Source organism: Pseudoduganella sp. OTU4001 (assembly GCF_038440195.1).
Classification (GTDB): domain Bacteria; phylum Pseudomonadota; class Gammaproteobacteria; order Burkholderiales; family Burkholderiaceae_D; genus Rugamonas.
This window is the reverse complement of record NZ_JASATG010000032.1, coordinates 38127-60459: the sequence shown is the minus strand read 5'-3', so window position 1 is coordinate 60459 and position 22333 is coordinate 38127. Positions and strand designations below refer to the sequence as shown.

Here is a 22333-nt window from a genome sequence, read left to right as displayed (position 1 = left end):
CGGGCCCCCACGGTTGGCCGGGTCGGCCTGGTGCGCACGTTTTTCCAGTTCCGCCATGTTTAGATTGCGCGGCGGACCATCAGTTCCTTGATCTTGCCGATCGCCTTGTTAGGGTTCAGGCCTTTCGGGCACACATCGACGCAGTTCATGATCGAGTGGCAGCGGAACAGACGATATGGGTCTTCCAGGTTATCCAGGCGCTCGCCGGTGGCTTCGTCGCGCGAGTCGGCGATGAAGCGGTAGGCTTGCAGCAGGCCGGCTGGGCCGACGAACTTGTCCGGGTTCCACCAGAACGATGGGCAGGAGGTCGAGCAGCAGGCGCACAGGATGCACTCGTACAGGCCGTCCAGTTCTTCGCGTTCCGCAGGCGACTGCAGGCGCTCTTTCTCTGGCGGGATCGAGTCGTTGATCAGGAACGGCTTGATCGAGTGGTATTGCTTGAAGAACTGGGTCATGTCGACGATCAGGTCGCGCACCACCGGCAGGCCTGGCAGCGGGCGCAGCACGATCGGCTCGCTCAGCTCGTTCAGGTTGGTGGTGCAGGCCAGGCCGTTCTTGCCGTTGATGTTCATCGCGTCGGAACCGCACACGCCTTCGCGGCAGGAGCGGCGCAGCGACAGCGAGTCGTCAACGTCGGACTTGATGCGCTGCAGTGCATCCAGCAGCATCTTGTCGGTGTCTTTCAGTTCGACCGTCAGGTCTTGCATGTACGGCTTGGCGTCCTTGTCCGGATCGTAGCGGTAAATCTTGAATTTGAGAGTGCGTGCCATGTTGTGAGGCCCTTGCTTAGAAAGTACGTGGTTTCGGTTTGAAGGTATCAACCGTCAGCGGCTTGGTGACGACTGCCTTGTATTCCAGGCGGTTGCCTTCCGAGAACCACAGCGTGTGCTTCATCCAGTTTTCGTCGTCGCGTTGCGGGTGGTCGTCCTGGGCGTGGGCGCCGCGGGATTCCTTACGCGCGTTGGCCGAGACGATGGTTGCTTTCGCGGTTTCGATCAGGTTGTCCAGTTCCAGCGCTTCCACGCGGGCGGTGTTGAACACCTTGGACTTGTCCTTGTACGACACGTGCTTGCGACGCTCGTCCAGCTTCATGATCTCTTCGACGCCCTTGGCCAGCATTTCGTCGGTACGGAACACGCCGCAGTACTTCTGCATCGCAGCGCGGATGTCGTTGGCGACGTCCTGCACGCGCTCGGAACCGGTGGAGTTTTCCAGGGTGTTCAGGCGGCCCATGGCGTAGTCGGAAGCATCCTTCGGCAGCGGCTTGTTTTCCTTCTGCTTCAGGTTCTGCGCCACGATGTGGTTGCCGGCCGCGCGGCCGAACACCACCAGGTCCAGCAGGGAGTTGGTGCCCAGGCGGTTAGCGCCGTGCACGGATACGCAAGCGCATTCGCCGATGGCGTACAGGCCGTTCACAACCTTCTGGGTGCCGTCGCCGTTCGGGGTGACAACCTGGCCGTGGATATTGGTCGGGATACCGCCCATCTGGTAGTGGATGGTCGGCACGACTGGGATTGGTTCCTTGGTCGCATCGACGTTGGCGAACTTGTGGCCGATTTCCAGGATCGACGGCAGGCGCTTCTTGATGGTGTCGGAGCCGATGTGGCGCAGGTCCAGCAGCACGTGGTCCTTGTTCGGACCGCAGCCGCGGCCTTCCTTGATTTCCTGGTCCATCGAGCGGGACACGAAGTCGCGCGGCGCCAGGTCTTTCAGGGTCGGAGCGTAGCGCTCCATGAAGCGTTCGCCGTTCGAGTTGATCAGGATGCCGCCTTCGCCGCGCACGCCTTCGGTGATCAGCACGCCCGCGCCGGATACGCCGGTCGGGTGGAACTGCCAGAATTCCATATCCTGCAGCGGCAGGCCGGCACGTGCCGCCATGCCCATGCCGTCACCGGTGTTGATGAAGGCGTTGGTGGAAGCTGCGAAGATGCGGCCAGCGCCGCCGGTTGCGAAGACGGTGGTCTTGGCTTCCAGGATCATGCATTCGCCGGTTTCCATTTCCAGGGCCACCACGCCAACCACGTCGCCGTCGGCATCGCGCACCAGGTCCAGGGCCATCCACTCAACGAAGAAGTGGGTGCGGGCTTTGACGTTGCGCTGGTACAGGGTGTGCAGCAGTGCGTGGCCGGTACGGTCGGCTGCGGCGCAAGCGCGCTGCACAGCTTTTTCGCCGAAGTTGGCGGTGTGGCCGCCGAACGGACGCTGGTAGATGGTGCCGTCCGGGTTACGGTCGAACGGCATGCCGAAGTGTTCCAGCTCGTACACGACCTTCGGTGCTTCGCGGCACATGAATTCAATCGCATCCTGGTCGCCCAGATAGTCGCCACCCTTGACGGTGTCGAACATGTGCCAGTACCAGTTATCTTCCGACATATTGCCCAGCGAGGCGCCGATGCCGCCCTGCGCCGCCACGGTGTGGGAGCGGGTCGGGAACACCTTGGACAGCACGGCCACATTCAGGCCGGCTTCCGCCAGTTGCAGGGAGGCGCGCATGCCGGAACCGCCGGCGCCAACGATGACCGCGTCAAAGCGACGGGTTGGGATTGCAGATTTGATAGCTGCCACGATTTAAACACTCCACAGAATTTGCAGCGACCAGGCGGCGCAAGCGATCAGCCAGCCAATGGTAGCGATTTGCAGGAACAGACGCAGGCCAACCGGCTTGATGTAGTCCATCCAGATGTCACGCACGCCAACCCAGGCGTGGTAGAACAGGGCCAGCAGGGTCACGGCGCTGAACAGCTTGAACCACTGCTGTGCGAACAGCGCAGCCCAACCTTCGTACGACGGGGTCGACGAGGTGAAGACCAGGAAGAACAGGACGGCGGTGTACACCACCATCAGCACGGCGGTCACACGCTGGACCAGCCAATCCTTGACGCCGTAGTGGGCGCCGACAACCAGGCGTTTTGGGCCGATGTTATTGTTAGCCATTTAGAACACTCCAAACAATTTCAGTGCGGCCAGCGCGGTCACCACGACGGTGATCACGATGACGACGGTGGCGGACTTGCGCGCGGAATCCTTGTCCAGGCCCACGTGGGTGTCCATGACCAGGTGGCGTACGCCGGCGCAGAAGTGCTGCACATAGCCCCAGATCAGGGCCAGCATGACCAGCTTGGCGATCGGGTGGGAGGCGATGATCATGAAGTTGGCGAAGGTGTACTCGGAGCGCAGGGATTCCTGCAGCAGGTACAGCACGAATGGCAGCAGCAGGAACATCAGTGCGCCGCTGATACGGTGCAAGATGGACACGATGCCGGCCAGCGGCAGCCGGTAATTCATCAGGTCCGTAACGTGGATGTTACGGAATTCTGGCCGCTCTTTTTTTGCGTTATCCCGCACGGCTTCAGTCATATACAACCTCCCTATGCTTTATTACTAATGATTTGCCAAAGTTGGCGAAACTGCGATTTTCGCCTATTTCGTTACATTTCACCAAATTTTCTCTAGCTGAGATCATTTTGATAATGATGACGTTCCGTCAAGTACAACCCACGGCGCAGCTCCACAGGTTTATCGCCGTAGGTGAACGAGACGCGTTCGGCGCATAACAGCGGCGTGCCGGCCGCTACGCGCAGCAGTTCGGCATCGCCCGGCTCGGCGCAGACGGCGCGGATTTTCTCCTGCGCGCGGATCATGCGGGTGCCAAATTCGGATTCAAACAGGCCGTACATCGGGCCTTTGTATTCATTCAGGCGTTCGGCGGTCAGGCCCTTGAAGATCAGGCCCGGCAGCCACAGTTCTTCCACGATGGTGGGCACGCCGTCAAAGTTCTGTACGCGCTTGATGTACACCACCGCATCGCCGGATTTGAGGTCCAGCAGGCGCGCCACTTCGGCCGGCGCGCGCAGGCGTTTGACTTCAATAAACGTCGATTCTGGATAATGCGGCACACCTTCGTCCGGCATTAAGCGCAGGAAACGGAAATGGGCGCGTGCCTCGTGGTGGGTGGAGACAAAGGTGCCCTTCCCCTGCCGGCGCATCACCAGGTTCTCCGCCGCCAGCTCGTCGATCGCCTTGCGCACGGTACCTTGGCTCACTTTGAAACGGTTGGCCAGTTCGACTTCGCTCGGGATCATTTCGCCCGGCTTCCATTCGCCGGATTGCAGGCTCTGGGTGATCAGGCCCTTGATTTGCTGGTATAGCGGGGAAAAGGTAGGCGATGCTGCCGCCGCGCCGGTGGCGTCAGAAGTGGTCTGGTTGGGCGTGACGGGATTCATAACCCGCAATTTCACCACATCCGACCCTTGGCGTCCAGAAAAATCCCCATAATTCATATGTCTTATATAAGACATAAGATAGGATTGACACACAGCCAATGGAAGCCTAAACTCGCCGTCGAAGCTGGTCTGCCCCGACTAAAATTGTCGTATCATTACGAGCTTACACCGTTTTCTATCCACCTTGGAGATTCACCATGGCTAAAACCCCAATGCGTGTTGCCGTTACCGGCGCCGCCGGCCAGATCGGCTATTCCCTGCTGTTCCGCATCGCCAACGGCGACATGCTGGGCAAAGACCAGCCAGTCATCCTGCAACTGCTGGAAATCCCTGACGAGAAGGCCCAGAAAGCGCTGAAAGGCGTGATGATGGAGATCGACGACTGCGCATTCCCGCTGCTGGCCGGCATGACCGCCCACTCCGACCCGATGACCGCCTTCAAGGACGCCGACGTCGCCCTGCTGGTCGGCGCGCGTCCACGCGGCCCAGGCATGGAGCGTAAAGACCTGCTGGAAGCCAACGCACAGATCTTCACCGTGCAAGGCAAGGCGCTGGACGCCGTCGCTTCGCGCAACGTGAAGGTCCTGGTGGTGGGCAACCCAGCCAACACCAACGCCTACATCGCCATGAAGTCCGCGCCATCGCTGCCAGCGAAGAACTTCACCGCCATGCTGCGCCTGGACCACAACCGCGCCCTGTCCCAGATCGCCGCCAAGACCGGCAAGGCCGTCAAGGACATCGAAAAGCTGTGCGTATGGGGCAACCACTCCCCAACCATGTACGCTGACTACCGTTTCGCCACCATCGACGGTCAGTCCGTAAAAGACATGATCAACGACCACGACTGGAACGCCAACACCTTCCTGCCAACCGTGGGCAAGCGCGGCGCAGCGATCATCGAAGCACGCGGCCTGTCTTCCGCAGCTTCCGCAGCCAACGCTGCGATCGATCACGTGCGTGACTGGGTGCTGGGCACCAACGGCAAGTGGACCACCATGGGCATCCCTTCCGACGGCTCCTACGGCATCCCTGAAGGCACCATGTTTGGCTACCCAGTGACCTGCGAAAACGGCGAATACAAGATTGTGCAAGGCTTGGCAATCGACGAGTTCTCGCAAGAGCGCATCAACATCACGCTGAAGGAACTGACCGAAGAGCGTGAAGGCGTGAAGCACCTGCTGCCATAATCGTTTTATAAACAGTGGAACCGGTTAAGCCACCGATCCGCCGTACCCGCCGCGCTACCGATGGTAGCGCGGCTGCTGTTTCTTCTTCTGCACTAATGCATCCATCCGAGGTTTTATTCCAGGGCACACGCCAGCCGCTGCTGCTTCCTGCTTGCGACCACTACGCAGGCAATGAGAAGCTGATGCGCAAATCCATGGCCCTGCAACAAGAGCTTGGTCCCCTGTTCGACATCACCTTCGATTGCGAGGACGGCGCCGCCGCCGGCAACGAAGAATCCCACGCCAAGCTGGTGGCCCTGCTGCTGCTGGACGAAGCCAACCGGTTCAACCGCATCGGCGCGCGCGTCCACGACGTCAACAGCCCGCATTTCGAGCGCGACGTGGAAATCATCTGCACCGAAGCGGGCCACAAGCTGGCCTACATCGTAGTGCCCAAGCCGGAAAGCGTACTGGAAGTAAAGCGCGCCATCGACCTGGTGAACAAACATGCCGCCAGTTCCGGCCGCACCACCCCGGTGCCGGTGCACGTGCTGATCGAAACCCACGGCGCCCTGCGCGACGTGCACGATATCGCCGCCCTGCCCCAGGTCGAATGCCTGTCGTTCGGCATCATGGACTTCGTCTCGGCCCACTACGGCGCCGTGCCGGGCAGCGCCATGCGCACGCCGGGCCAGTTCACCCACCCGCTGGTGGTGCGCGCCAAGCTGGAAATCGCCGCCGCCTGCCACGCGCACGGCAAGGTGCCATCGCATAACGTGACGACTGAAATCAAGGATTCCGCCGTGGTGGCCACGGACGCCCAGCGCGCGGCCGCGGAATTCGGCTACACCCGCATGTGGAGCATCCACCCTTCGCAGATCAAACCTGTCATAAAGGCATTTACGCCACGGGTTTCCGAGGTCAACGAGGCCGCCGCCATCCTGCATGAGGCAGAGAAGGTACAGTGGGGCCCCATCAGCCAGCATGGCCGCTTGCACGACCGCGCCAGCTATCGCTATTATTGGACGGTTCTGCAGCGAGCCAAGCTCGCAGGCCTGCCGCTGCCGGACTCCGTTGCCGCCCTGCTCGGGGCGGCCGAAGCCAAAGGAGCCCAATGATGTCGATTCTGAAACTGTTCACCGCCTGCGCCATGGCCTGTGCCATCGCCGTCGCCCCATCCGCCCACGCCAATCCGAAGAAAGCCGCCGCCAAGCCGGCCGCCGCCGCTCCCGCCGAGCCGGAGCCGAGCGTGACGGAGCACAAGGCCACCGAATACGCCTGCGAATTGGGCAACAAGATCACCATTTACACCAACGCGGAAGATAGCAACAGCATCGCGCTGCGCTGGAAGAACCGCCTGCACCGCCTGACTCGCGAAGCCACCACCACCGGTGCGCAGCGCTTCGAGAACAAGCTGGCAGGCCTGATCTGGATCGGCATTCCTGCCAAAGGCATGCTGCTGGATTCCAAGGTGAACCGCCAACTGGCAAACGAATGCAAAACATCTGAACAAGCGCTCGGACTTTAATTACAAGGAGAGGACATGTCCCGCAACACACTGAATACGCTTAAGGATTTCCCGATCGGGGGCAAGAAGGGTAAGTTCTACTCCCTGCCTGCTCTGGAAAAGGAACTGGGCGCAAAAATTTCCCGCCTGCCGGTATCGATCCGCGTCGTACTGGAATCCGTTCTGCGTAACTGCGACGGCAAGAAAGTGACCGAAGAGCACGTCAAGCAGCTGGCTAACTGGGGCGCCACCGCGGCCCGTACCGACGAAATCCCATTCGTCGTAGCCCGTGTTGTGCTGCAGGACTTCACCGGCGTTCCGCTGCTGGCCGACCTGGCTGCAATGCGTAACGTCGCCTCCAAAATGGGCGTGAACCCGAAGAAGATTGAACCGCTGGTCCCAGTGGACCTAGTGGTCGACCACTCCGTCACCATCGACCACTTCCGCGAGCCTAAGGCCCTGGACCTGAACATGAAGCTGGAATTCTCGCGCAACAACGAGCGCTACCAGTTCATGAAGTGGGGCATGCAAGCCTTCGACACCTTCGGCGTGGTTCCACCAGGCTTCGGTATCGTCCACCAGGTGAACCTGGAATACCTGGCACGCGGCGTGCACAATGCATCCGGCGTGTACTACCCTGATTCGCTAGTGGGCACCGACTCCCACACCACCATGATCAACGGTATCGGCGTGGTGGGCTGGGGCGTGGGCGGCATCGAGGCGGAAGCCGGCATGCTGGGCCAGCCAGTGTACTTCCTGACCCCGGACGTGATCGGCGTGAACCTGACCGGCGTGCTGCGCGAAGGCTGCACCGCGACCGACCTGGTGCTGACCATCACCGAAATGCTGCGTAAGGAAAAAGTCGTGGGCAAATTCGTCGAATTCTTCGGCGAAGGCACCGAGTCGCTGTCGGTTACCGACCGCGCAACCATCGCCAACATGGCGCCTGAATACGGCGCGACCATGGGCTTCTTCCCGGTTGACGACGCCACCGTCGAATACTTCGAAGGCACCGGCCGCACCAAGGACGAAATCGCTGCATTCCAGTCCTACTTCAAGGCACAGGGCATGTACGGCGTGCCGAAGAAAGGCGACATCGACTACACCCGCGAACTGCACCTGGACCTGTCCACCGTTGCACCGTCGCTGGCCGGTCCTAAGCGTCCGCAAGACCGTATCGAAATCGGCAACGTGAAGTCCACCTTCACCGAACTGTTCTCGAAGCCAACCACCGAGAATGGCTTCAACAAGAAGGCCGACGACCTCACCAACGTCTACACCACCAGCAACGGCGTTCACGTGAAGAACGGCGACGTGCTGATCGCCGCCATCACCTCCTGCACCAACACCTCGAACCCGAGCGTGCTGCTGGCAGCCGGCCTGCTGGCCAAGAAAGCTGTGGAAGCCGGCCTGACCGTCGCACCGCACATCAAGACCTCGCTGGCTCCTGGCTCGCGCGTGGTGACCGAGTACCTGACCGCCGCCGGCCTGCTGCCATACCTGGAAAAACTGGGCTTTGGCGTGACCGCTTACGGCTGCACCACCTGCATCGGTAACGCTGGCGACCTGACCCCTGAGCTGAACGCCACCATCACCGGCAACGACATCGTTGCTGCTGCGGTGCTGTCCGGTAACCGTAACTTTGAAGCGCGTATCCACCCGAACATCCGCTCCAACTTCCTGGCATCGCCACCGCTGGTCGTCGCTTACGCGATCGCCGGCAACGTGACCCGCGACCTGATGACCGAACCGGTCGGCCAGGGCAAGGATGGCAAGGACGTGTACCTGGGCGACATCTGGCCGACCTCGAAAGAGATCAACGCCCTGATGAAGCACGCGATGAACTCCAAGGTCTTCAAGTCCAACTACGCCGACGTCAAGGGCAACCCAGGCAAGCTGTGGGAAGCGGTTTCCTCGACCGAGGGCCAAGTGTACAACTGGCCAGATTCGACCTACATCGCCGAACCTCCGTTCTTCGATGACTTCGCGATGACCCCGAAAGCGGCTGCTGCCGGCATCACCGGCGCGCGCGCACTGGGCGTGTTCGGCGACTCCATCACCACCGACCACATCTCGCCAGCAGGCTCGATCAAGGAAGACGGCCCGGCAGGCAAGTGGCTGAAGGACAACGGCGTCCTGAAGGCGGACTTCAACTCCTACGGTTCGCGTCGCGGCAACCACGAGATCATGATGCGCGGCACCTTCGCCAACGTGCGTATCAAGAACAAGATGATCCCTCCAAAGGCAGATGGCTCCGCGGTTGAAGGCGGCATCACCATCCACCAGCCATCGGGCCAGCAACTGTCGATCTACGACGCAGCGATGAAGTACGTGGCGGAAGGCACCCCGACCATGATCTTCGGCGGCGAAGAATACGGCACCGGCTCCTCCCGTGACTGGGCAGCCAAGGGCACCCAGCTGCTGGGCGTGAAGGCTGTGATCTGCCGCTCCTTCGAGCGTATCCACCGTTCCAACCTGGTGGGCATGGGCGTGCTGCCGCTGCAGTTCATCGGCAACGACTCCGTCGAGTCCCTGGGCATCACCGGCAAGGAGGTGTACGACCTGAAGGGCCTGGAAGGCGAAATCAAGCCACAGCAACAGGCGACCCTGGTGATCCACCGCGCCGACGGATCGAAGAAGGAAGTGCAGGTACTGCTGCGTATCGACACCCCGATCGAAGTCGACTACTACAAGCACGGCGGTATTCTGCCATTCGTGCTGCGCCAGCTGCTGGCTGCATAATCAGGACTACTTCCTGCCAAAAACGCCGGGTTCGCCCGGCGTTTTTTATTGCTCCGCCATTTCTTGCCGAATCCACTACAATAGGCGTAACAAGTATCTTTTTTGACTAAGACAAAAGCGCTATGCGTCGCCCATCTAAAGATTCAACCCATAAATTATCTGCCGACAGCCAGCGCCTTATCACCCTCGCCCAAGCCCTGGGCCAGGCCGCCAGCCGCATTGAAGAGCGTAACTGGGAACGGGCACTGGATGTCCAGCTGCACAAACTGCTGCGTACTGGACACCAGGACACGGTCGATACCGCCCTGAACTCCCTGTTCAGCGTGGACCTGCCCGCCTACGACATCCTGATGGACAGCGTGGAAGCGGTCAGCGAATCCGACACCATCGTGGTCGAAATCGACGGCGAATCGCGCGAATACGACATCCTGCTGGTCGCCGCCCCGGTACTGGCCTGGACCCGTTTCTCGATCGCCTCCGGCCAGATCCCGGCCGACATCCTGAACACCCTGTCGGCGCACTTCTCCGCCCACCTGCTGGCCGATGGCACGCACATGGCGATGTCGTCCACCTTCTACTCCATCGACCAGCTGCCGCGCACCCATGCCGAAGCCTATTCCAAGGTGCACAAGCTGGCGCAGGCCGCGCTGAAAGGCCAGGCCGTCAAGTCCGAGCCCAAGGCGGCGGAAACCGCGCCCTTCCTGGCCGACACCCGCTACCTGATGGTGGCCGTGGTGGCGCCGCACAACGGCCCGCTGTTCCGCTGGCAGATGCCGGCACACCACGCCGCGCAAGCCGAAGCGCGCCGCGACGCACTGGCCGCCTGGACCACCCAGGCCACGCCAACCGTCGCGCGCCTGCTGCCGGGCTGCGGTATCGAATTGCTGCTGCCGGAAGCGTATTACACCGGCTGCCGCGAAGCCGACAAACTGATCCGCCCGGTCTCGATCCGCGCCGCCGTGCATTACCTGACACACTCGCTGGCCTGCGAAGCGTCCGACCTGCGCGCCGTGATCGCCGGCTTCGGCGAGGAATCCGCGCCGGATGGCCAGGTCGACGAGTACCGCGTCGCCTTCACCCGCCGCTCCGACAGCGATGTGATGTACGGTGTGGTGTGGCCTTTGTACGGCCAGGAAGACGAAGACGGCACGCCGGCCGAAGGCCTGTCCGGCAGCATGGCCGAGCTGCTCAAGCCACGCACGCCGGTGGAGGAAATCGTCGAGCACCTGAACGCCGCCGGCGTCACGCAGGTGAAAAAGCTGGGTGAGAAGTATGTCGCCGAATACTGCGACGACTGCGGTGCCCCGCTGTTCGCCGACCCAAGCGGAGAACTGGTCCACGCCGAAATGCCGGAAGACGCCGCCACCGGCACCGAACACTTCCACTAAACAAAAAGCCCGCGGTCAACGCGGGCTTTTTTTCTTGGGTCGGCGCCGGCTGCGCCAATCACTTCCAGGTGGTGAACGGCTGCTTGATCAGACGGGAGTTGAGGTAGCGCAAGTCGTGGGTGACTTCCTCCCCGACCCAATCGGGTTTGTCGAAAACGGCGTCCTCCGCCGGCAATTCGATCTCGGCGACAACGAGGCCGGCGTTCTCGCCGAGGAACTCATCCACCTCCCACACAAAGCCGCCGAACGGAATCCGGCGGCGGTACTTTTCGATCAGCGGACGCTCGCACAAGCCATCCAGCAGCTCGGCCGCTTCGGCCACGGGGATCTCATACTCCCACTCCCCGCGCGCCGCACCCACATTCTTGCTTTTGATGGTCAGAACCGCCCGCTCACCCTCGATCCGCACGCGCACCGTACGCTCGGCATGCGAGGAAAGATACCCCTGGCGCAGCAGCACCGGCTCGCCTTGCGCGCGCCAGCCCTCCCCCGCCACCAGGAACTTGCGTTCGATCTCGACGCCCATCAAGCTTACTCGTCCAGCGACAGCAGGATCGGCTGCAGGATCGCCGCGCCCAGCGCCGCGCTGCGGGCACCATTCCAGCCCACGGTCGGCACCGGTAGGTCCGCATTATCCTTGAACGGCATTTCCAGGGTCAGCGACAGCACCTGGAAGTGGTGGCCGATGTACTTGGAGGCCAAGGTCAGCATGTCTTCCTTGTACTTGGAAGGCGCATAGCCCACCGCATCCTGGAAGTCCGGCGACGCATTCTTGTAGCGGTCGATGAAGTTCTTCTGGCGCGCCATCTGCTCCGGCGTGAAGTTTTCCAGCATCTCGTTACCCGCCACGAAGTTGTACGGCAGCGCCTCATCGCCGTGGATGTCGAAGAACATATCCACGCCAACTTCGTGGATCTTCTCTTTCACGCACAGCACTTCCGGCGAACGCTCCAGCGAAGGCGTCATCCACTCGCGGTTCAGGTTTGCGCCAGCCGCGTTGGTACGCAGGTTGCCACGGATCGAACCGTCCGGATTCATGTTCGGCACAATGTAGAAGCAGCAGCGCTGCAGCAGCTTGCGCGCGATCGGGTTCGCATCGTCCAGCAGCGAATCGATCAGGCCTTCGATGAACCACTCGGCCATCGACTCGCCCGGATGCTGGCGCGCGATGAACCAGATTTTCTTTTCCGCTTCCGGATCGCCGATGACGACCAGGTTCATGTCGCGGCCATCGATCGAGGAACCGATATCCAGCACGCGCGCAATCGGGTTCTCGGCCACTTCGCCCAGCAGGCGCAGGTGGCGTTCCCACGAATACGGCTCGAAGTAGGCGTAGTACACGCTGTCGTTATGCGGCGTGTGCTTGATGGTCATTACCTGGCCATCGAAAGAGGTCGGGACGCGGAACCAGTTCTCGCCATCGTAGGACGCGGCAGCGTTGTAGTCTTCGTAACCTTTGGCGTAGGTGGCGTCGCCGGCGTTCAGGAACTTCATCGTCAGCGCTTCGCCACGTGCACCCTGCACGCGGAAGTGGAACCACTGGTGGATGTCGGCAGCGTTGTCCTTGCGGAGATTCAGTTCGATGTTCGCGGCGTTGTCGGCGCGGACTACTTCGATGGCGCCAGAGTCGAAGTTCTGGCTGATTTTGATGGTCATTGCGGTCCCGTTCAGATGCATGGGTTGATCGGAACCGCTATTTTACACAGGCTTAGTCGACGTTGCGCCCCCGAGCCTTGAGCGCAGCCCGCACACCGGCCCCATACGCCGCATCCGCCTTATCGAAAAGCGCCAGCTGCCGCTGGACAATCTCGTCGCTGACCTGGCTCAAGGGTCCGGAAATATTATCAAACAGGTTCTGCTTTTCCTGCGCCGGCATCAAGCGGAACAGGTTGCCGGCCTGGGTGTAATCATCCTCCTTGCCACGCCCATCGTAGCGTCCCGCCCCGCCATCCAGCGCCAGCACCGGCTCGCCATGTCCCATGCCCTGCGGATTGGTCCCAGCCGCCTCGGTCGGCGCGTAGTTCTGCTCCGCCCCGCCATAACCCAGCGCCATGGCGCCATCGCGCTGCTGGTGATGGAAAGGGCAGCGCGGCGCATTAACCGGCAGTTGCTGGTGGTTGGCGCCTGCCCGGTACAACTGCGCGTCGTGGTAAGCGAACAGGCGCGCCTGCAGCATCTTGTCCGGCGAGAAGCCCATGCCCGGCACGATGCTGGACGGCTTCAGCGCCGCCTGCTCCACCTCCGCATGGTAATTGACCGGGTTGCGGTTCAGTTCCAGCACGCCGACCGGGATCAGCGGGAAGTCCGCATGCGGCCACACCTTGGTCAGGTCGAAGGGGTTCCAGCCCGTACGCTGCTCCCAGGACGCCAGTTCCTGCTCGGTCGCCACCTGCAGCTTCACCTCCCACTGCGGGAAGTCGCCTTTGGCAATAGCGTTGAACAGGTCGCGCTGCGCATAGTCCGGATCCTCGCCCGCCAGGCGCACCGCATCGGCCGCGCTCAGGTTCCTTATGCCCTGCTTCGTCTTGAGATGCCATTTCACGTAAACACGCTCGCCGGCCGCGTTAATCAGGCTGAAGGTATGGCTGCCGAAACCGTCCATATGGCGATAGCCATCCGGAGTGCCACGGTCGCTGAACAGCATGGTGACCTGGTGCAGCGATTCCGGCGAGCGGCTCCAGAAGTCGAACATCATGGTTGGCGACTTCAGGTTGGTCTGCGGACAGCGCTTCTGCGTATGCACGAAGTCCGGGAACTTGATGCCGTCCTTGATGAAGAACATCGGGGTGTTATTGCCGACCAGGTCCCAGTTGCCTTCCTCGGTATAGAAACGGACTGCGAAGCCGCGCGGATCGCGCTCGGTATCGGCGCTGCCACGCTCGCCGCCGACGGTGGAGAACCGTACAAAGGTTTCGGTCTGTTTGCCGATGGCAGAGAACAGCTTGGCCTTGGTGTACTTGCTGATATCGTGGGTGACGGTGAAAGTGCCGTAAGCGCCGGAGCCTTTGGCATGCACGACGCGCTCTGGAATGCGCTCGCGGTTGAAATGCTGGAGCTTTTCAATCAGGTGGAAGTCCTGCAGCAGGACTGGGCCGCGCGGGCCGGCAGTCAGGGAATTCTGGTTATCGACGACTGGAATGCCGGATGCGGTAGTAATCGGGGTCTGGCTCATTGAATGCTCCTTCATGTGATCGGTGAAATCATTCTAAAGAGACACGAGCGATAAATAAATTTGATTAAACCTATGAAATCGATAGCTAAAATTGCTCGTGGATGGCAATGCCCCCGAAGGTGTCCGCTCCCGCGGCCCAAGGCTTTGCCTTGAATGCCCGCTGCGCATCCGCGTAGCCGGCCTGCCAGCGCTGGCTGATGCCCGCGCTCGAGAAGTCGATATCCTTGGTGTGGTCCTCGCAGCTCAGGCGCGGCGCCTTGAGCAGCACCACATGCATCACCGTGCCGCAGCCCCACAGCGCCAGCTCGCGCACTTCCGGCGACTGCCGCACATCCTCCGGCAGCTTCAGCGCCAGCTCGCGGATCACACGCCGCAAGCGGTGCAGCTTGCGCTGCTGCTCGATATGGCTGGCGCGGCTGGCGTACTGGATCTCCTTGTGCTTCTCCAGCACATCCAGCACGCTTTGCGGCTCGCTGCCGTCCGGGTTCCAGACCTGGACTGAAAAGATGACCGAGTCGCGACGCGGCTCATCGTCCAGCACCGCCTCGATCGGCGTGTTGGAATAGATGCCGCCGTCCCAATACGGCTCGCTGCCGATACGTACCGCCGGGAAGGCCGGCGGGATCGCGCCGGATGCGATCACGTGCGACAGCTCCAGCGCTTCTTTGCGCGTATCGAAATAGCGCATCACGCCGTTGCGCGCATTGACGGCGCCAACCGTCAGCCGCGTATGGCGCTCATTCAGATAGGTCATGTCCACCAGCCCTTCCAGCGTCGCACGCAGCGCGTTGGTGCGGTAGAAGGCCGCATTCTCCACGCCCAGCGGCGCAGCGGGATTCCACCACGCCATCGGGTTCGGATCGAAGAAAGCAGGGATACCCTGCGTCAGCGTGAGCGCATTGGCGAAGGCTGGAGGAAGGCCGGCGAAGAGATCGTGCCGCTCCATCGCCTCCCAGAACGCGCGCAGGCGCGGCAAGCGCTGTTCCGGCGGATTGCCCGCGATGATGGCGCCGTTCAGCGCCCCGATGGAAGTGCCGATCACCCAGTCCGGCTCAACGCCCGCCTCGTGCATCGCCTGGTAGACGCCCAGCTGGTAAGCGCCGAGCGCCCCACCGCCTTGCAGCACCAGCACAACCTGCCCCGGCATCGGCTTCTTCACAGGCGCACCGACAGGCCGACGGTCAGCGCACGGTCCGGCGTGCGGCGGTTCAGGCCCAGCATCACACCGACATCCACGTGCAGGTCGCGCGTCAGCGAATAGCCGCCGCCGAAATCGAAACTGGCCGTGCTGCCGCCATCGCGGCCTCGCGCAATGCGCGGCGCTGCCAGTTCAACGAAGGTGTAAGCGCGCTCGCCAAAATTCTTCGCCACGGTGATGCCGAACTGGCCGGTCGATATGCGGCGGCCGCGCTCATTGCGATCCAGATAGATGCCGGGCATGACACCCAGGTTCAGGTCATGCGGCAGATCCCACTCCAGCGGCAGCCGCAAAGAAGGCCGCGTGCCCTCGCCACGGAATTCCCGCGAGCCGGTGGACAAATCCAGCTGGCCAATCAGCCCGATCGCCGGCGCGCCACCCTCCGCCTCCCGCCACAGCCACTTGGCGCTTAGCGCCACATCGCCCCAACCCCGAGCGTGCCCTGCCGCGCCACGCTCGGCCAGCCGCCCATCCGACTCAGCGCGCAGCTCGACATCATCGGACACGCCCAACCGCAGCATCCACGGCGTACTGCGCGCCTCCTTCGATTGCAGCCAGCCCGTCTCCAGTTGCACGCGCCCTTTGCCGACAACAGCCGGCGCATCCACGAAGTCCGGACGGTCAGTCCCGATCCAGTCCTCGGACTCCGCCGCCGCACAACACAACGGCAAGGCAAGTACGCACAACAGGCTTCGTGGCATAAGGCTCTCCCGGCACATTTGGCTTAGGATAGAAATATGCCATCAATACCGGAGATCAACAATGCAGCTTAACCATATTGATTTGCCCGTTACGGACCTGGAAGGCGCCGCCGACTACTTGCAGCGCGGCTTCGGCTTCCAGCGCGTGCACGCGCCGGTCGATAGCATGGCCATCCTGCGCGGCGAAGACGGCTTCGCCCTGATCCTGCAGCAGGCCGAGAAGGCCGAGTACCCGAAAGCCTTTCACATCGGCTTCCTGCAACCGTCCGACGACGCCGTACACGCAGCCTACCAGCGCCTGGCCGACGCCGGCCTCCCCCTTCCAGCCGAGCCAGCCGTCAGCTACGGCTGCCTCGCCTTCTGGTGCCAAGCCCCCGGCGGCATCCTGATCGAGGTCAGCCACCGCCCCGGCTAAAAATTCCTGGAACTTTCCAGCATCCTTGCTGTCGAAGCTCAAAACGCCCGGCCATGGAGCACAACGAGAATGCAACGCCGAGAACCGCGCCCATACCGACCGCCAGGTCGAAAAACTCCGGGACCATTCCGAACAACAACTCGCCGAGCAGCGCAAGCACCACAGCACGCAGACGCAGCCCGGCATGAGGACAACATCATCAAGAGCATCCGCTGGACCACAGGCGCCATCCTGACCCTGGCTGGCATGATGATCGCCATGTACGCCAAACAGCTCGGCCTATACTAACATCCGCCCCGTACGCAGAGCAAAAGCCCACTCCGGCCGCCCATGCCGCTCAGCCACCTGCGCCGCAGCCTCCCAGTCATACGGCACCGCATACTGCTCAACTGCCCAGCCTCCGGCAGTCCGCTCCACAATCGCATACCGCGCATGCGGCGTCCCATTCTCCGCCTTGTGTGGATAGGGATGCTCGTCCGAATAAGCCTGCAAGCCCACGCTGCCCGGATTGACCACCAAGCGGCCATCCTCCAGCAATACAGAACGCGGCACATGCGTGTGCCCGCATAAAATCAAGGAAGCAGGTGCATTCCCCGCCCGCTCCAGCACCTCAGCATAAGTTGCCGCCCGCTGCCCCGCCGGATCGACCGTCTCCATCCAATACACCAGATCCGACCCCGGCGTGCCATGCACCATCTGCACATCGTCGTGCAAGCGCAGGGAAGCCGGCAAACCCGCAATCCAGGCGCGGTGCGAATCAGAAATATGGTCATGCGCCCAGCGGTCCGAAGCCCCCATGCGGGCCGGATCGTGCTCCAGGACTTGCCGTTCATGATTGCCCCGGATAGTCGGCAGCCCAAGCGCCATCAAGCGCTCAGCCGTCTCCGCAGGAAGTAAAGGGCCCGACAGAATGTCGCCCAGATTGACCGTCGCATCCACACTGCGCCGCGCCAGGTCAGCCAGCACTGCCTCAAGCGCCCACAAGTTACCGTGGATGTCAGACAAAACAGCTATCCGCATCTAATTTCCCGACAACGCATCCGCCACCTTATCCATCTGGGAAGCTTTAGCCACCGCATTGGCTGGCGCGCGTTCGTTCTTTTGGGCAAGCTTTTCAGAGGCGGGCGGTGGCACCGGCAACAACGAGGCAACGCGCACCGTGTCCATGGCGTACAGCGAAGCTGCGCCCCCCACAGTTGCAATCAATAGCCAGCGAACCCACCAGGACAGCACGATGACCTCCGACAAACTTGCCCACTCCTTCAGTGTAGTGAGCAAGTTTGCCTAAAAACTATACAATTGTCACGCGCTTAAGGAAACTTTTATTACTTTGGTGCCTCGGTCATGTAAACCAGCTCCCAAATGTGGCCATCCAGGTCTTCAAAGCCGTGGGCATACATGAAACCGTAATCCTTCGGCTCACGCGGCGTCTTGCCACCGGCCGCCACCGCCTTGCGCACCAGCTCATCGACCTCCTCGCGGCTTTCGCAGGACAGGCAAACCAGCACCTCCGTCGCCTCCTTCGCGTTGGCGATCGGTTTCGAGGTAAAGGTGCGGAAGAAGTCCTCCACCAGCAGCATCGCGTAGATGCTACCGTCATGGATCACCATGCTCGCCGCATTTTCGTCGGTGAACTGCGGGTTGAAGGTATAGCCCAGCGCAGCAAAGAAGGCTTTCGACTTTTCCAGGTTCTTGACTGGCAGGTTCACGAAGATTTGCTTGTTCATTTTGTCCTCACTGTTTGGTTAGTTGATGGCAGCACGCCTGCCATATTCCGACGACGCGCCAGCTTTCCCGAAATCGACAGCTGCTTCAATTTATTTTCGCAATCGCGCGCAGCCCTTCCAGCGCGCCGGCTGCGATACCGACGTCCGCGCCACTCGCAACCGCGTGCTCGCGCGGATTGATACGCACCATCCGGCCGCCGCGTTGCAGCACGCTGTGGCCAAAGTGGCGCACGGACGGAATCGCCGTCCCCGCCCCCAGCTCAATCACCAGCGGCCGCCGCACCCGCGACAGCCATGCCTCCAGCCGCGCCGCCTGCAGCTCGCTGCGCCGCTCGATCCAGCCCCAATCGCCGAACATCAGAATATTCGGCCGCGCCAAGCCACCGCAATGCGGGCAGCGCGGCGGCTCGTTGCGCAAACGGCAGGCACCGGCATCGACATCCGGAACGAAATCGTCCGCCGGCCAGATCGCGCCGCCGCACGGCTCCAGGCATTGCAGGTGATGGATCGAGCCATGGCATTCGTAAATGGCTTGCGGGTCGAAACCAGCCTTCTGGAACTGGCCATCGACATTGCTGGTGAAAACGAAGCAGCCATGTTCCATCGCCCCGCCCCAGGCGCGCAGCAGCGCAAAACCCTCATGCGGCACGGTTGCGCGGTAAAGCGCCAGCCGGTGGCCATAAAAGCCCCAGGCGAGCGCCGGGTCTTCATGGAAGGTGCGCGGCGAGGCGATGCTGGTGAACTCCATGCGCGCCCGGCCAAGGGCCGGATAGGCTTTCCAGAACCCCTCGTTGCCGCGGAAATCGGGCAAGCCGGAATCCACGCCAAGCCCGGCACCGGCCGCGATCACAAGTCCATCCGACTGCGCGATAAGTTCGGCGGCGCGCTCCGCCTGGGTCAGTTCGATTGGCATTTGTGTAGTCTGAGGTAACTTTGACAAAAGCTCAAATCGCTCTGCTATAATCCGAGGCTCGAGTCGGGGCGTAGCGCAGCCTGGTAGCGTACCTGCATGGGGTGCAGGGGGTCGGAAGTTCGAATCTTCTCGCCCCGACCATTCGAATAAAAAAAGGGTTACAGTTTTTGGCTGTAACCCTTTTCCATTTTCAAAGCATGTTCAGGTGGCGCCAAACCGGCAATTTTTCGCGCAGCACCGTGCCAATCTGGGTCGTCAGTTCCGCGATGTTGGATGCATCATCCGACAAATGGACGCCCTCCTTCACCATGTGGCGGCCCTGCGCCTTCATAAGGACCCAGCCCGCCTTGCCCAGCGCCTTTTCATCGACTTCGATCTTTTCGCCGGCAATCAGCCAATACACCAGGCGTGCGATGAAGTCGGTTCCCAGCGCCCCGCCGGTCAGGCTGCTGCACAGGTTGTTGAATTCGTCCCCATAACGGGCTTTGGCCGCCAGCGCCAGGTTCATCCGCTTGGCCTGCGCGGCGTCTTGCTCCGCGCCGTCCAGATTGAATAGAACCGCCTGTTTCGATGCCACCAGCAAGGCGGCCAGCTGCACCACGTCTTCGAAATTCCGCCCCTGCAAGGCCGGCAATTCCGCCAGCTGCGCCAGGGTGTGCGGCTTGCGGGCCAGGGCATCGCAGATTGGCAGGCAAAGCTCCGATTTGACCGTTACTTCTCCAATGCCAAAGCTCATGCTCACCTTGACATCATCGCGCGTCACGCACAACGCCAGCCCGGTTCGCTCCAGCAGTTGCCGGCGCCGTAGAGGCTCCAGTTTGCGCGCGCCGCGGATATAGATGTCCTTGCGGAAGCAGGTATTCTGGCAGTAGTCCTTGATGGTTTCCTGCATTGCCGAATCAGGGAAGGTGGCAATCAGCTGCTGCTTCTCTTCCGACAAATACAGTTTCGGATACGCTTCCGGCAATTCGGCCGTGCCAACGAAGTCCAGCTTGGCATCGGTGAAGTCGCGCGCCACATCGGCGTGATAGAGCGGCTGCCAATGCTTATGCATGTATTCGTGCACCAGGTAGCTGCGGTTGTACTTCGCAAACGCATCCAGCCGGACTTGCAGCATGGGGCCGCCAGTGCCGAAGTAGGAGGCCTTCGCGTCCACCATTTTTTGCACGAATTCCACCGCGTTGCCGACCTGGATGTCGCTGCGGTTCGGGAAGGCGTCGCCATACTCCACCAGCAGGCGCTGCAAAGGCAAGCTCACGGTCCAGCCAGGCATCGCGTTGTAGCTCACGTAGACAAAGCCGCCGGGCTTCAGGTAGCGGGCCACGAAATCCACGATGCAGCGGCGGTTTTCCGCCGTCACCCAGGTATAAATGCCGTGCAAGGTGATGAAGTCGAACTGCGGCAGTTCCACCGCGCCGGCGGCCAGGTCGGCGAAACTGCTTTCCAGCAGCGTCAGGTTTTCCAGGCCAGCGGCATTCGCCAGCGCAGTGGCGCCGGCCACATGCGCCGGGTTGAAGTCCGCCGCGTAGAAGCGCCCTTGCGGGTTGGACGCTGCCAGCAGGTTCACCGTCTCGCCGCGGCCAAAGCCCAGCTCAAAATATGTGAACGGCTTATCCAGTGGGTGCGGCTCGTAGCCGTTCACCGTGGCGACGAAATTCAGCAGTACCGGATTCTGCTCCGGGTAATAGCCTGCCGTGTACTCAATGTCTGAGGTGTATCCACCGGTCCAACCCATCTGCCTACTCCTTTTTCGGTTGATAAAAAAGTAATGCGGTGATGGATTCTAGCGCAGTTTTCGTTACACGAACTTCACGGACAAGCTATCCAGGCCATCGATGCTGCCGGTCAGCGACTGGCCGCGCTCGACGGCGCCGACGCCTTCGGGCGTGCCGGTGAAAATCAGGTCGCCCGGTTCCAGCCGGAACAAGGTGGACAGCTTGGCGATGGTTTCAGCCACCGACCAGATCATGTGATCGGTGCTGCTTGACTGCCGCACCGCGCCATCCAGCGCCAGCGCGATGCCGGCGCTTTCGACGCCGGGCACCTCGGAAGCGCGGCGCAACTGGCCGACCGGCGCGGAGTAATCGAACGCTTTGCCGATTTCCCACGGACGGCCGGCGTCCTTCATCTTGCCCTGCAGGTCGCGGCGGGTCATGTCCAGGCCAACGGCGTAGCCGAAGATGTGCTGGTGCGCGTCCTCTACTGGGATATCGCTGCCGCCCTTGCCGATCGCCACCACCAACTCGCATTCATAGTGGTAATTGCTGGTCTGAGGCGGGTATGGCAGCTCGGCCACCGTGCCTGGCGCCACCGGCACCACCGCGGCGGCGTCGCCCGGTTTGCAGAAGAAGAATGGCGGCTCGCGGTCAGGGTCGGAACCCATCTCGCGCGCATGGCCGGCATAGTTGCGGCCCACGCAGTAGACGCGGCGCACCGGGAAAAGCTGGTCGCTGCCGGCGATGTGCAGGGCCGCGAACAAGTGCGGCGGGAATACGTAGTTGGCCATGCTGATGTCCTTAGCTAAAAAGCAGCGCCTTCAGCGCGATGCGGAAAGAGTCGACCACGCCGGCAACCGGCAGGCCAGGATTATGCAGGGCCCGCAGCTGCAAGCCCTGGTACAGGCAGATCACCGCCTCCATGCGCGCGGCGACGATAGCGTCGTCCGCCGCCAGGCCATGCTTTTCACGGCCAGCCTTCAGCAAGGCGTGGAAGCGCACGCCCATGCGGCGGTCGGCGTCCTGGCTCAGGGCGGCGATGACGGGGTTGCGCGCACTCTCGGCAAAAATTTCGAGGGGAAGCGCCCAGTGGTCGGGGTCCAGGTTGTTGCGGACGCTCTGCTCCACATCGTCCACAATAGCCTGCAGCGGGTCGGGCTGGATCTCGATCGCGTGGATCAGCTCCATGACGCGGGTGACGTTATCCTCAACGAAGGCCGCGATGATGGCGTCCTTGCTGGCGAAGTAATTGTAGATATGGCCCGCGCTCATGCCGGCCGCCTTGGAAATCTCCGACATGCTGGCGCCATGGAATCCGCTGCGGCGGAAACAGATAGTGGCGGCATCCAGCACCTGGCGGCGGCGGGTGGCGGCGCGCTCTGGGTCAATGTGGCGTTTTTCAGTCATAAGGCGTTTACTCTGGCCAAGGGAATGCGCTTTGTCAAATTACAACGTGCTATGATTGA

Annotated in this window: 23 protein-coding genes and 1 tRNA gene; 7 read left to right on the top strand and 17 right to left on the bottom strand. The window is 61.8% G+C overall.

Annotated elements, in window-relative coordinates:
• Nucleotides 1-59: 59 nt before the first annotated feature.
• The 5 genes from AAHE99_RS21995 to AAHE99_RS21975 form a co-directional block, all read right to left on the bottom strand.
• Nucleotides 60-770: a succinate dehydrogenase iron-sulfur subunit gene (locus AAHE99_RS21995; RefSeq protein WP_055931466.1), complete on the bottom strand. Its 711-nt coding sequence runs from the start codon at nucleotides 768-770 to the stop codon at nucleotides 60-62.
• Between the two features lie 16 nt (nucleotides 771-786).
• Nucleotides 787-2565 carry a succinate dehydrogenase flavoprotein subunit gene (gene sdhA / locus AAHE99_RS21990; RefSeq protein WP_342119493.1) on the bottom strand — a complete coding sequence of 593 codons (1779 nt, stop codon included), beginning with the start codon at nucleotides 2563-2565 and terminating at the stop codon, nucleotides 787-789.
• 3 nt (nucleotides 2566-2568) lie between these two features.
• Nucleotides 2569-2934, bottom strand: coding sequence for a succinate dehydrogenase, hydrophobic membrane anchor protein (gene sdhD / locus AAHE99_RS21985; RefSeq protein ID WP_342119492.1), 366 nt, complete (start codon nucleotides 2932-2934; stop codon nucleotides 2569-2571).
• Complete coding sequence (gene sdhC / locus AAHE99_RS21980) at nucleotides 2935-3357, bottom strand: succinate dehydrogenase, cytochrome b556 subunit (RefSeq protein ID WP_342119491.1); 423 nt, start codon at nucleotides 3355-3357, stop codon at nucleotides 2935-2937.
• Between the two features lie 92 nt (nucleotides 3358-3449).
• Nucleotides 3450-4223: a GntR family transcriptional regulator gene (locus AAHE99_RS21975; protein ID WP_342119490.1), complete on the bottom strand. Its 774-nt coding sequence runs from the start codon at nucleotides 4221-4223 to the stop codon at nucleotides 3450-3452.
• A gap of 197 nt (nucleotides 4224-4420) precedes the next feature.
• On the opposite strand from AAHE99_RS21975, the gene AAHE99_RS21970 reads away from it, so the two are divergent.
• From AAHE99_RS21970 to AAHE99_RS21950, 5 genes are all read left to right on the top strand, one after another.
• On the top strand, nucleotides 4421-5410 hold the full coding sequence (locus AAHE99_RS21970; RefSeq protein ID WP_342119489.1) for a malate dehydrogenase: 990 nt from the start codon (nucleotides 4421-4423) through the stop codon (nucleotides 5408-5410).
• Nucleotides 5411-5505: 95 nt separating this feature from the next.
• Nucleotides 5506-6507: an HpcH/HpaI aldolase/citrate lyase family protein gene (locus tag AAHE99_RS21965; RefSeq protein WP_342119488.1), complete on the top strand. Its 1002-nt coding sequence runs from the start codon at nucleotides 5506-5508 to the stop codon at nucleotides 6505-6507.
• Nucleotides 6504-6917: a hypothetical protein gene (locus AAHE99_RS21960; protein WP_342119487.1), complete on the top strand. Its 414-nt coding sequence runs from the start codon at nucleotides 6504-6506 to the stop codon at nucleotides 6915-6917. Before AAHE99_RS21965 ends, AAHE99_RS21960 begins: the two co-directional genes overlap by 4 nt.
• Before the next feature lie 15 nt (nucleotides 6918-6932).
• Nucleotides 6933-9638 carry an aconitate hydratase AcnA gene (acnA, locus tag AAHE99_RS21955; protein WP_342119486.1) on the top strand — a complete coding sequence of 902 codons (2706 nt, stop codon included), beginning with the start codon at nucleotides 6933-6935 and terminating at the stop codon, nucleotides 9636-9638.
• Between the two features lie 122 nt (nucleotides 9639-9760).
• Nucleotides 9761-11026, top strand: a complete 1266-nt coding sequence (locus AAHE99_RS21950) for a DUF2863 family protein (protein ID WP_342119485.1) — start codon at nucleotides 9761-9763, stop codon at nucleotides 11024-11026.
• Nucleotides 11027-11084: 58 nt separating this feature from the next.
• On the opposite strand, the gene AAHE99_RS21945 is transcribed toward AAHE99_RS21950, so the two are convergent.
• The 5 genes from AAHE99_RS21945 to AAHE99_RS21925 all read right to left on the bottom strand — a co-directional run bounded on the left by AAHE99_RS21945 (nucleotide 11085) and on the right by AAHE99_RS21925 (nucleotide 16097).
• The gene (locus tag AAHE99_RS21945) at nucleotides 11085-11552 is read right to left on the bottom strand and encodes a CYTH domain-containing protein (protein ID WP_342119484.1); all 468 of its coding nucleotides are present in this window, start codon (nucleotides 11550-11552) and stop codon (nucleotides 11085-11087) included.
• 5 nt (nucleotides 11553-11557) lie between these two features.
• Nucleotides 11558-12682 carry a M14 family metallopeptidase gene (locus AAHE99_RS21940; protein WP_342119483.1) on the bottom strand — a complete coding sequence of 375 codons (1125 nt, stop codon included), beginning with the start codon at nucleotides 12680-12682 and terminating at the stop codon, nucleotides 11558-11560.
• 52 nt (nucleotides 12683-12734) lie between these two features.
• A complete protein-coding gene (locus AAHE99_RS21935) occupies nucleotides 12735-14198 on the bottom strand; it encodes a catalase (RefSeq protein WP_342119482.1) in 1464 nt (487 codons plus the stop codon).
• Nucleotides 14199-14283: 85 nt separating this feature from the next.
• The gene (locus tag AAHE99_RS21930) at nucleotides 14284-15345 is read right to left on the bottom strand and encodes a patatin-like phospholipase family protein (RefSeq protein WP_446728947.1); all 1062 of its coding nucleotides are present in this window, start codon (nucleotides 15343-15345) and stop codon (nucleotides 14284-14286) included.
• Between the two features lie 8 nt (nucleotides 15346-15353).
• Nucleotides 15354-16097: a transporter gene (locus tag AAHE99_RS21925; protein WP_342119480.1), complete on the bottom strand. Its 744-nt coding sequence runs from the start codon at nucleotides 16095-16097 to the stop codon at nucleotides 15354-15356.
• A gap of 61 nt (nucleotides 16098-16158) precedes the next feature.
• On the opposite strand from AAHE99_RS21925, the gene AAHE99_RS21920 reads away from it, so the two are divergent.
• A complete protein-coding gene (locus tag AAHE99_RS21920) occupies nucleotides 16159-16512 on the top strand; it encodes a VOC family protein (RefSeq protein ID WP_342119479.1) in 354 nt (117 codons plus the stop codon).
• Nucleotides 16513-16791: 279 nt separating this feature from the next.
• Here AAHE99_RS21920 and AAHE99_RS21915 read toward each other — a convergent pair whose 3' ends face one another.
• The 4 genes from AAHE99_RS21915 to AAHE99_RS21900 form a co-directional block, all read right to left on the bottom strand.
• Complete coding sequence (locus AAHE99_RS21915) at nucleotides 16792-17532, bottom strand: metallophosphoesterase family protein (RefSeq protein WP_342119478.1); 741 nt, start codon at nucleotides 17530-17532, stop codon at nucleotides 16792-16794.
• Nucleotides 17533-17760 (bottom strand): hypothetical protein, encoded by a 228-nt coding sequence (locus AAHE99_RS21910; RefSeq protein WP_342119477.1) that lies wholly within the window; start codon nucleotides 17758-17760, stop codon nucleotides 17533-17535.
• Nucleotides 17761-17837: 77 nt separating this feature from the next.
• Complete coding sequence (locus AAHE99_RS21905; protein ID WP_342119476.1) at nucleotides 17838-18239, bottom strand: VOC family protein; 402 nt, start codon at nucleotides 18237-18239, stop codon at nucleotides 17838-17840.
• Nucleotides 18240-18324: 85 nt separating this feature from the next.
• The gene (locus tag AAHE99_RS21900; protein WP_342119475.1) at nucleotides 18325-19152 is read right to left on the bottom strand and encodes an SIR2 family NAD-dependent protein deacylase; all 828 of its coding nucleotides are present in this window, start codon (nucleotides 19150-19152) and stop codon (nucleotides 18325-18327) included.
• A gap of 64 nt (nucleotides 19153-19216) precedes the next feature.
• Here AAHE99_RS21900 and AAHE99_RS21895 point away from each other — a divergent pair.
• Nucleotides 19217-19293, top strand: a tRNA-Pro gene (locus tag AAHE99_RS21895).
• A 49-nt stretch (nucleotides 19294-19342) separates the two neighbouring features.
• Here AAHE99_RS21895 and AAHE99_RS21890 read toward each other — a convergent pair.
• From AAHE99_RS21890 to AAHE99_RS21880, 3 genes are all read right to left on the bottom strand, one after another.
• Entirely contained in the window at nucleotides 19343-20887 is a 1545-nt protein-coding gene (locus tag AAHE99_RS21890) for a class I SAM-dependent methyltransferase (RefSeq protein ID WP_342119474.1), read from the bottom strand.
• A gap of 63 nt (nucleotides 20888-20950) precedes the next feature.
• The gene (locus AAHE99_RS21885) at nucleotides 20951-21658 is read right to left on the bottom strand and encodes a fumarylacetoacetate hydrolase family protein (RefSeq protein WP_342119473.1); all 708 of its coding nucleotides are present in this window, start codon (nucleotides 21656-21658) and stop codon (nucleotides 20951-20953) included.
• 10 nt (nucleotides 21659-21668) lie between these two features.
• Nucleotides 21669-22274, bottom strand: coding sequence for a TetR/AcrR family transcriptional regulator (locus AAHE99_RS21880; protein WP_342119472.1), 606 nt, complete (start codon nucleotides 22272-22274; stop codon nucleotides 21669-21671).
• Nucleotides 22275-22333 lie beyond the last annotated feature (59 nt).

Coding starts and splice junctions, on each gene's coding strand:
- AAHE99_RS21965 (WP_342119488.1), top strand. CDS start 5,506: ATGCATCCATCCGAGGTTTTATTCCAGGGCACACGCCAGCCGCTGCTG.
- sdhD (WP_342119492.1), bottom strand. CDS start 2,934: ATGGCTAACAATAACATCGGCCCAAAACGCCTGGTTGTCGGCGCCCAC.
- AAHE99_RS21905 (WP_342119476.1), bottom strand. CDS start 18,239: ATGAACAAGCAAATCTTCGTGAACCTGCCAGTCAAGAACCTGGAAAAG.
- AAHE99_RS21930 (WP_446728947.1), bottom strand. CDS start 15,345: ATGCCGGGGCAGGTTGTGCTGGTGCTGCAAGGCGGTGGGGCGCTCGGC.
- AAHE99_RS21995 (WP_055931466.1), bottom strand. CDS start 770: ATGGCACGCACTCTCAAATTCAAGATTTACCGCTACGATCCGGACAAG.
- sdhC (WP_342119491.1), bottom strand. CDS start 3,357: ATGACTGAAGCCGTGCGGGATAACGCAAAAAAAGAGCGGCCAGAATTC.
- AAHE99_RS21920 (WP_342119479.1), top strand. CDS start 16,159: ATGCAGCTTAACCATATTGATTTGCCCGTTACGGACCTGGAAGGCGCC.
- AAHE99_RS21970 (WP_342119489.1), top strand. CDS start 4,421: ATGGCTAAAACCCCAATGCGTGTTGCCGTTACCGGCGCCGCCGGCCAG.
- acnA (WP_342119486.1), top strand. CDS start 6,933: ATGTCCCGCAACACACTGAATACGCTTAAGGATTTCCCGATCGGGGGC.
- AAHE99_RS21885 (WP_342119473.1), bottom strand. CDS start 21,658: ATGGCCAACTACGTATTCCCGCCGCACTTGTTCGCGGCCCTGCACATC.
- AAHE99_RS21960 (WP_342119487.1), top strand. CDS start 6,504: ATGATGTCGATTCTGAAACTGTTCACCGCCTGCGCCATGGCCTGTGCC.
- AAHE99_RS21950 (WP_342119485.1), top strand. CDS start 9,761: ATGCGTCGCCCATCTAAAGATTCAACCCATAAATTATCTGCCGACAGC.
- AAHE99_RS21935 (WP_342119482.1), bottom strand. CDS start 14,198: ATGAGCCAGACCCCGATTACTACCGCATCCGGCATTCCAGTCGTCGAT.
- AAHE99_RS21900 (WP_342119475.1), bottom strand. CDS start 19,152: ATGCCAATCGAACTGACCCAGGCGGAGCGCGCCGCCGAACTTATCGCG.
- AAHE99_RS21975 (WP_342119490.1), bottom strand. CDS start 4,223: ATGAATCCCGTCACGCCCAACCAGACCACTTCTGACGCCACCGGCGCG.
- AAHE99_RS21880 (WP_342119472.1), bottom strand. CDS start 22,274: ATGACTGAAAAACGCCACATTGACCCAGAGCGCGCCGCCACCCGCCGC.
- AAHE99_RS21915 (WP_342119478.1), bottom strand. CDS start 17,532: ATGCGGATAGCTGTTTTGTCTGACATCCACGGTAACTTGTGGGCGCTT.
- AAHE99_RS21925 (WP_342119480.1), bottom strand. CDS start 16,097: ATGCCACGAAGCCTGTTGTGCGTACTTGCCTTGCCGTTGTGTTGTGCG.
- AAHE99_RS21940 (WP_342119483.1), bottom strand. CDS start 12,682: ATGACCATCAAAATCAGCCAGAACTTCGACTCTGGCGCCATCGAAGTA.
- AAHE99_RS21945 (WP_342119484.1), bottom strand. CDS start 11,552: ATGGGCGTCGAGATCGAACGCAAGTTCCTGGTGGCGGGGGAGGGCTGG.
- AAHE99_RS21890 (WP_342119474.1), bottom strand. CDS start 20,887: ATGGGTTGGACCGGTGGATACACCTCAGACATTGAGTACACGGCAGGC.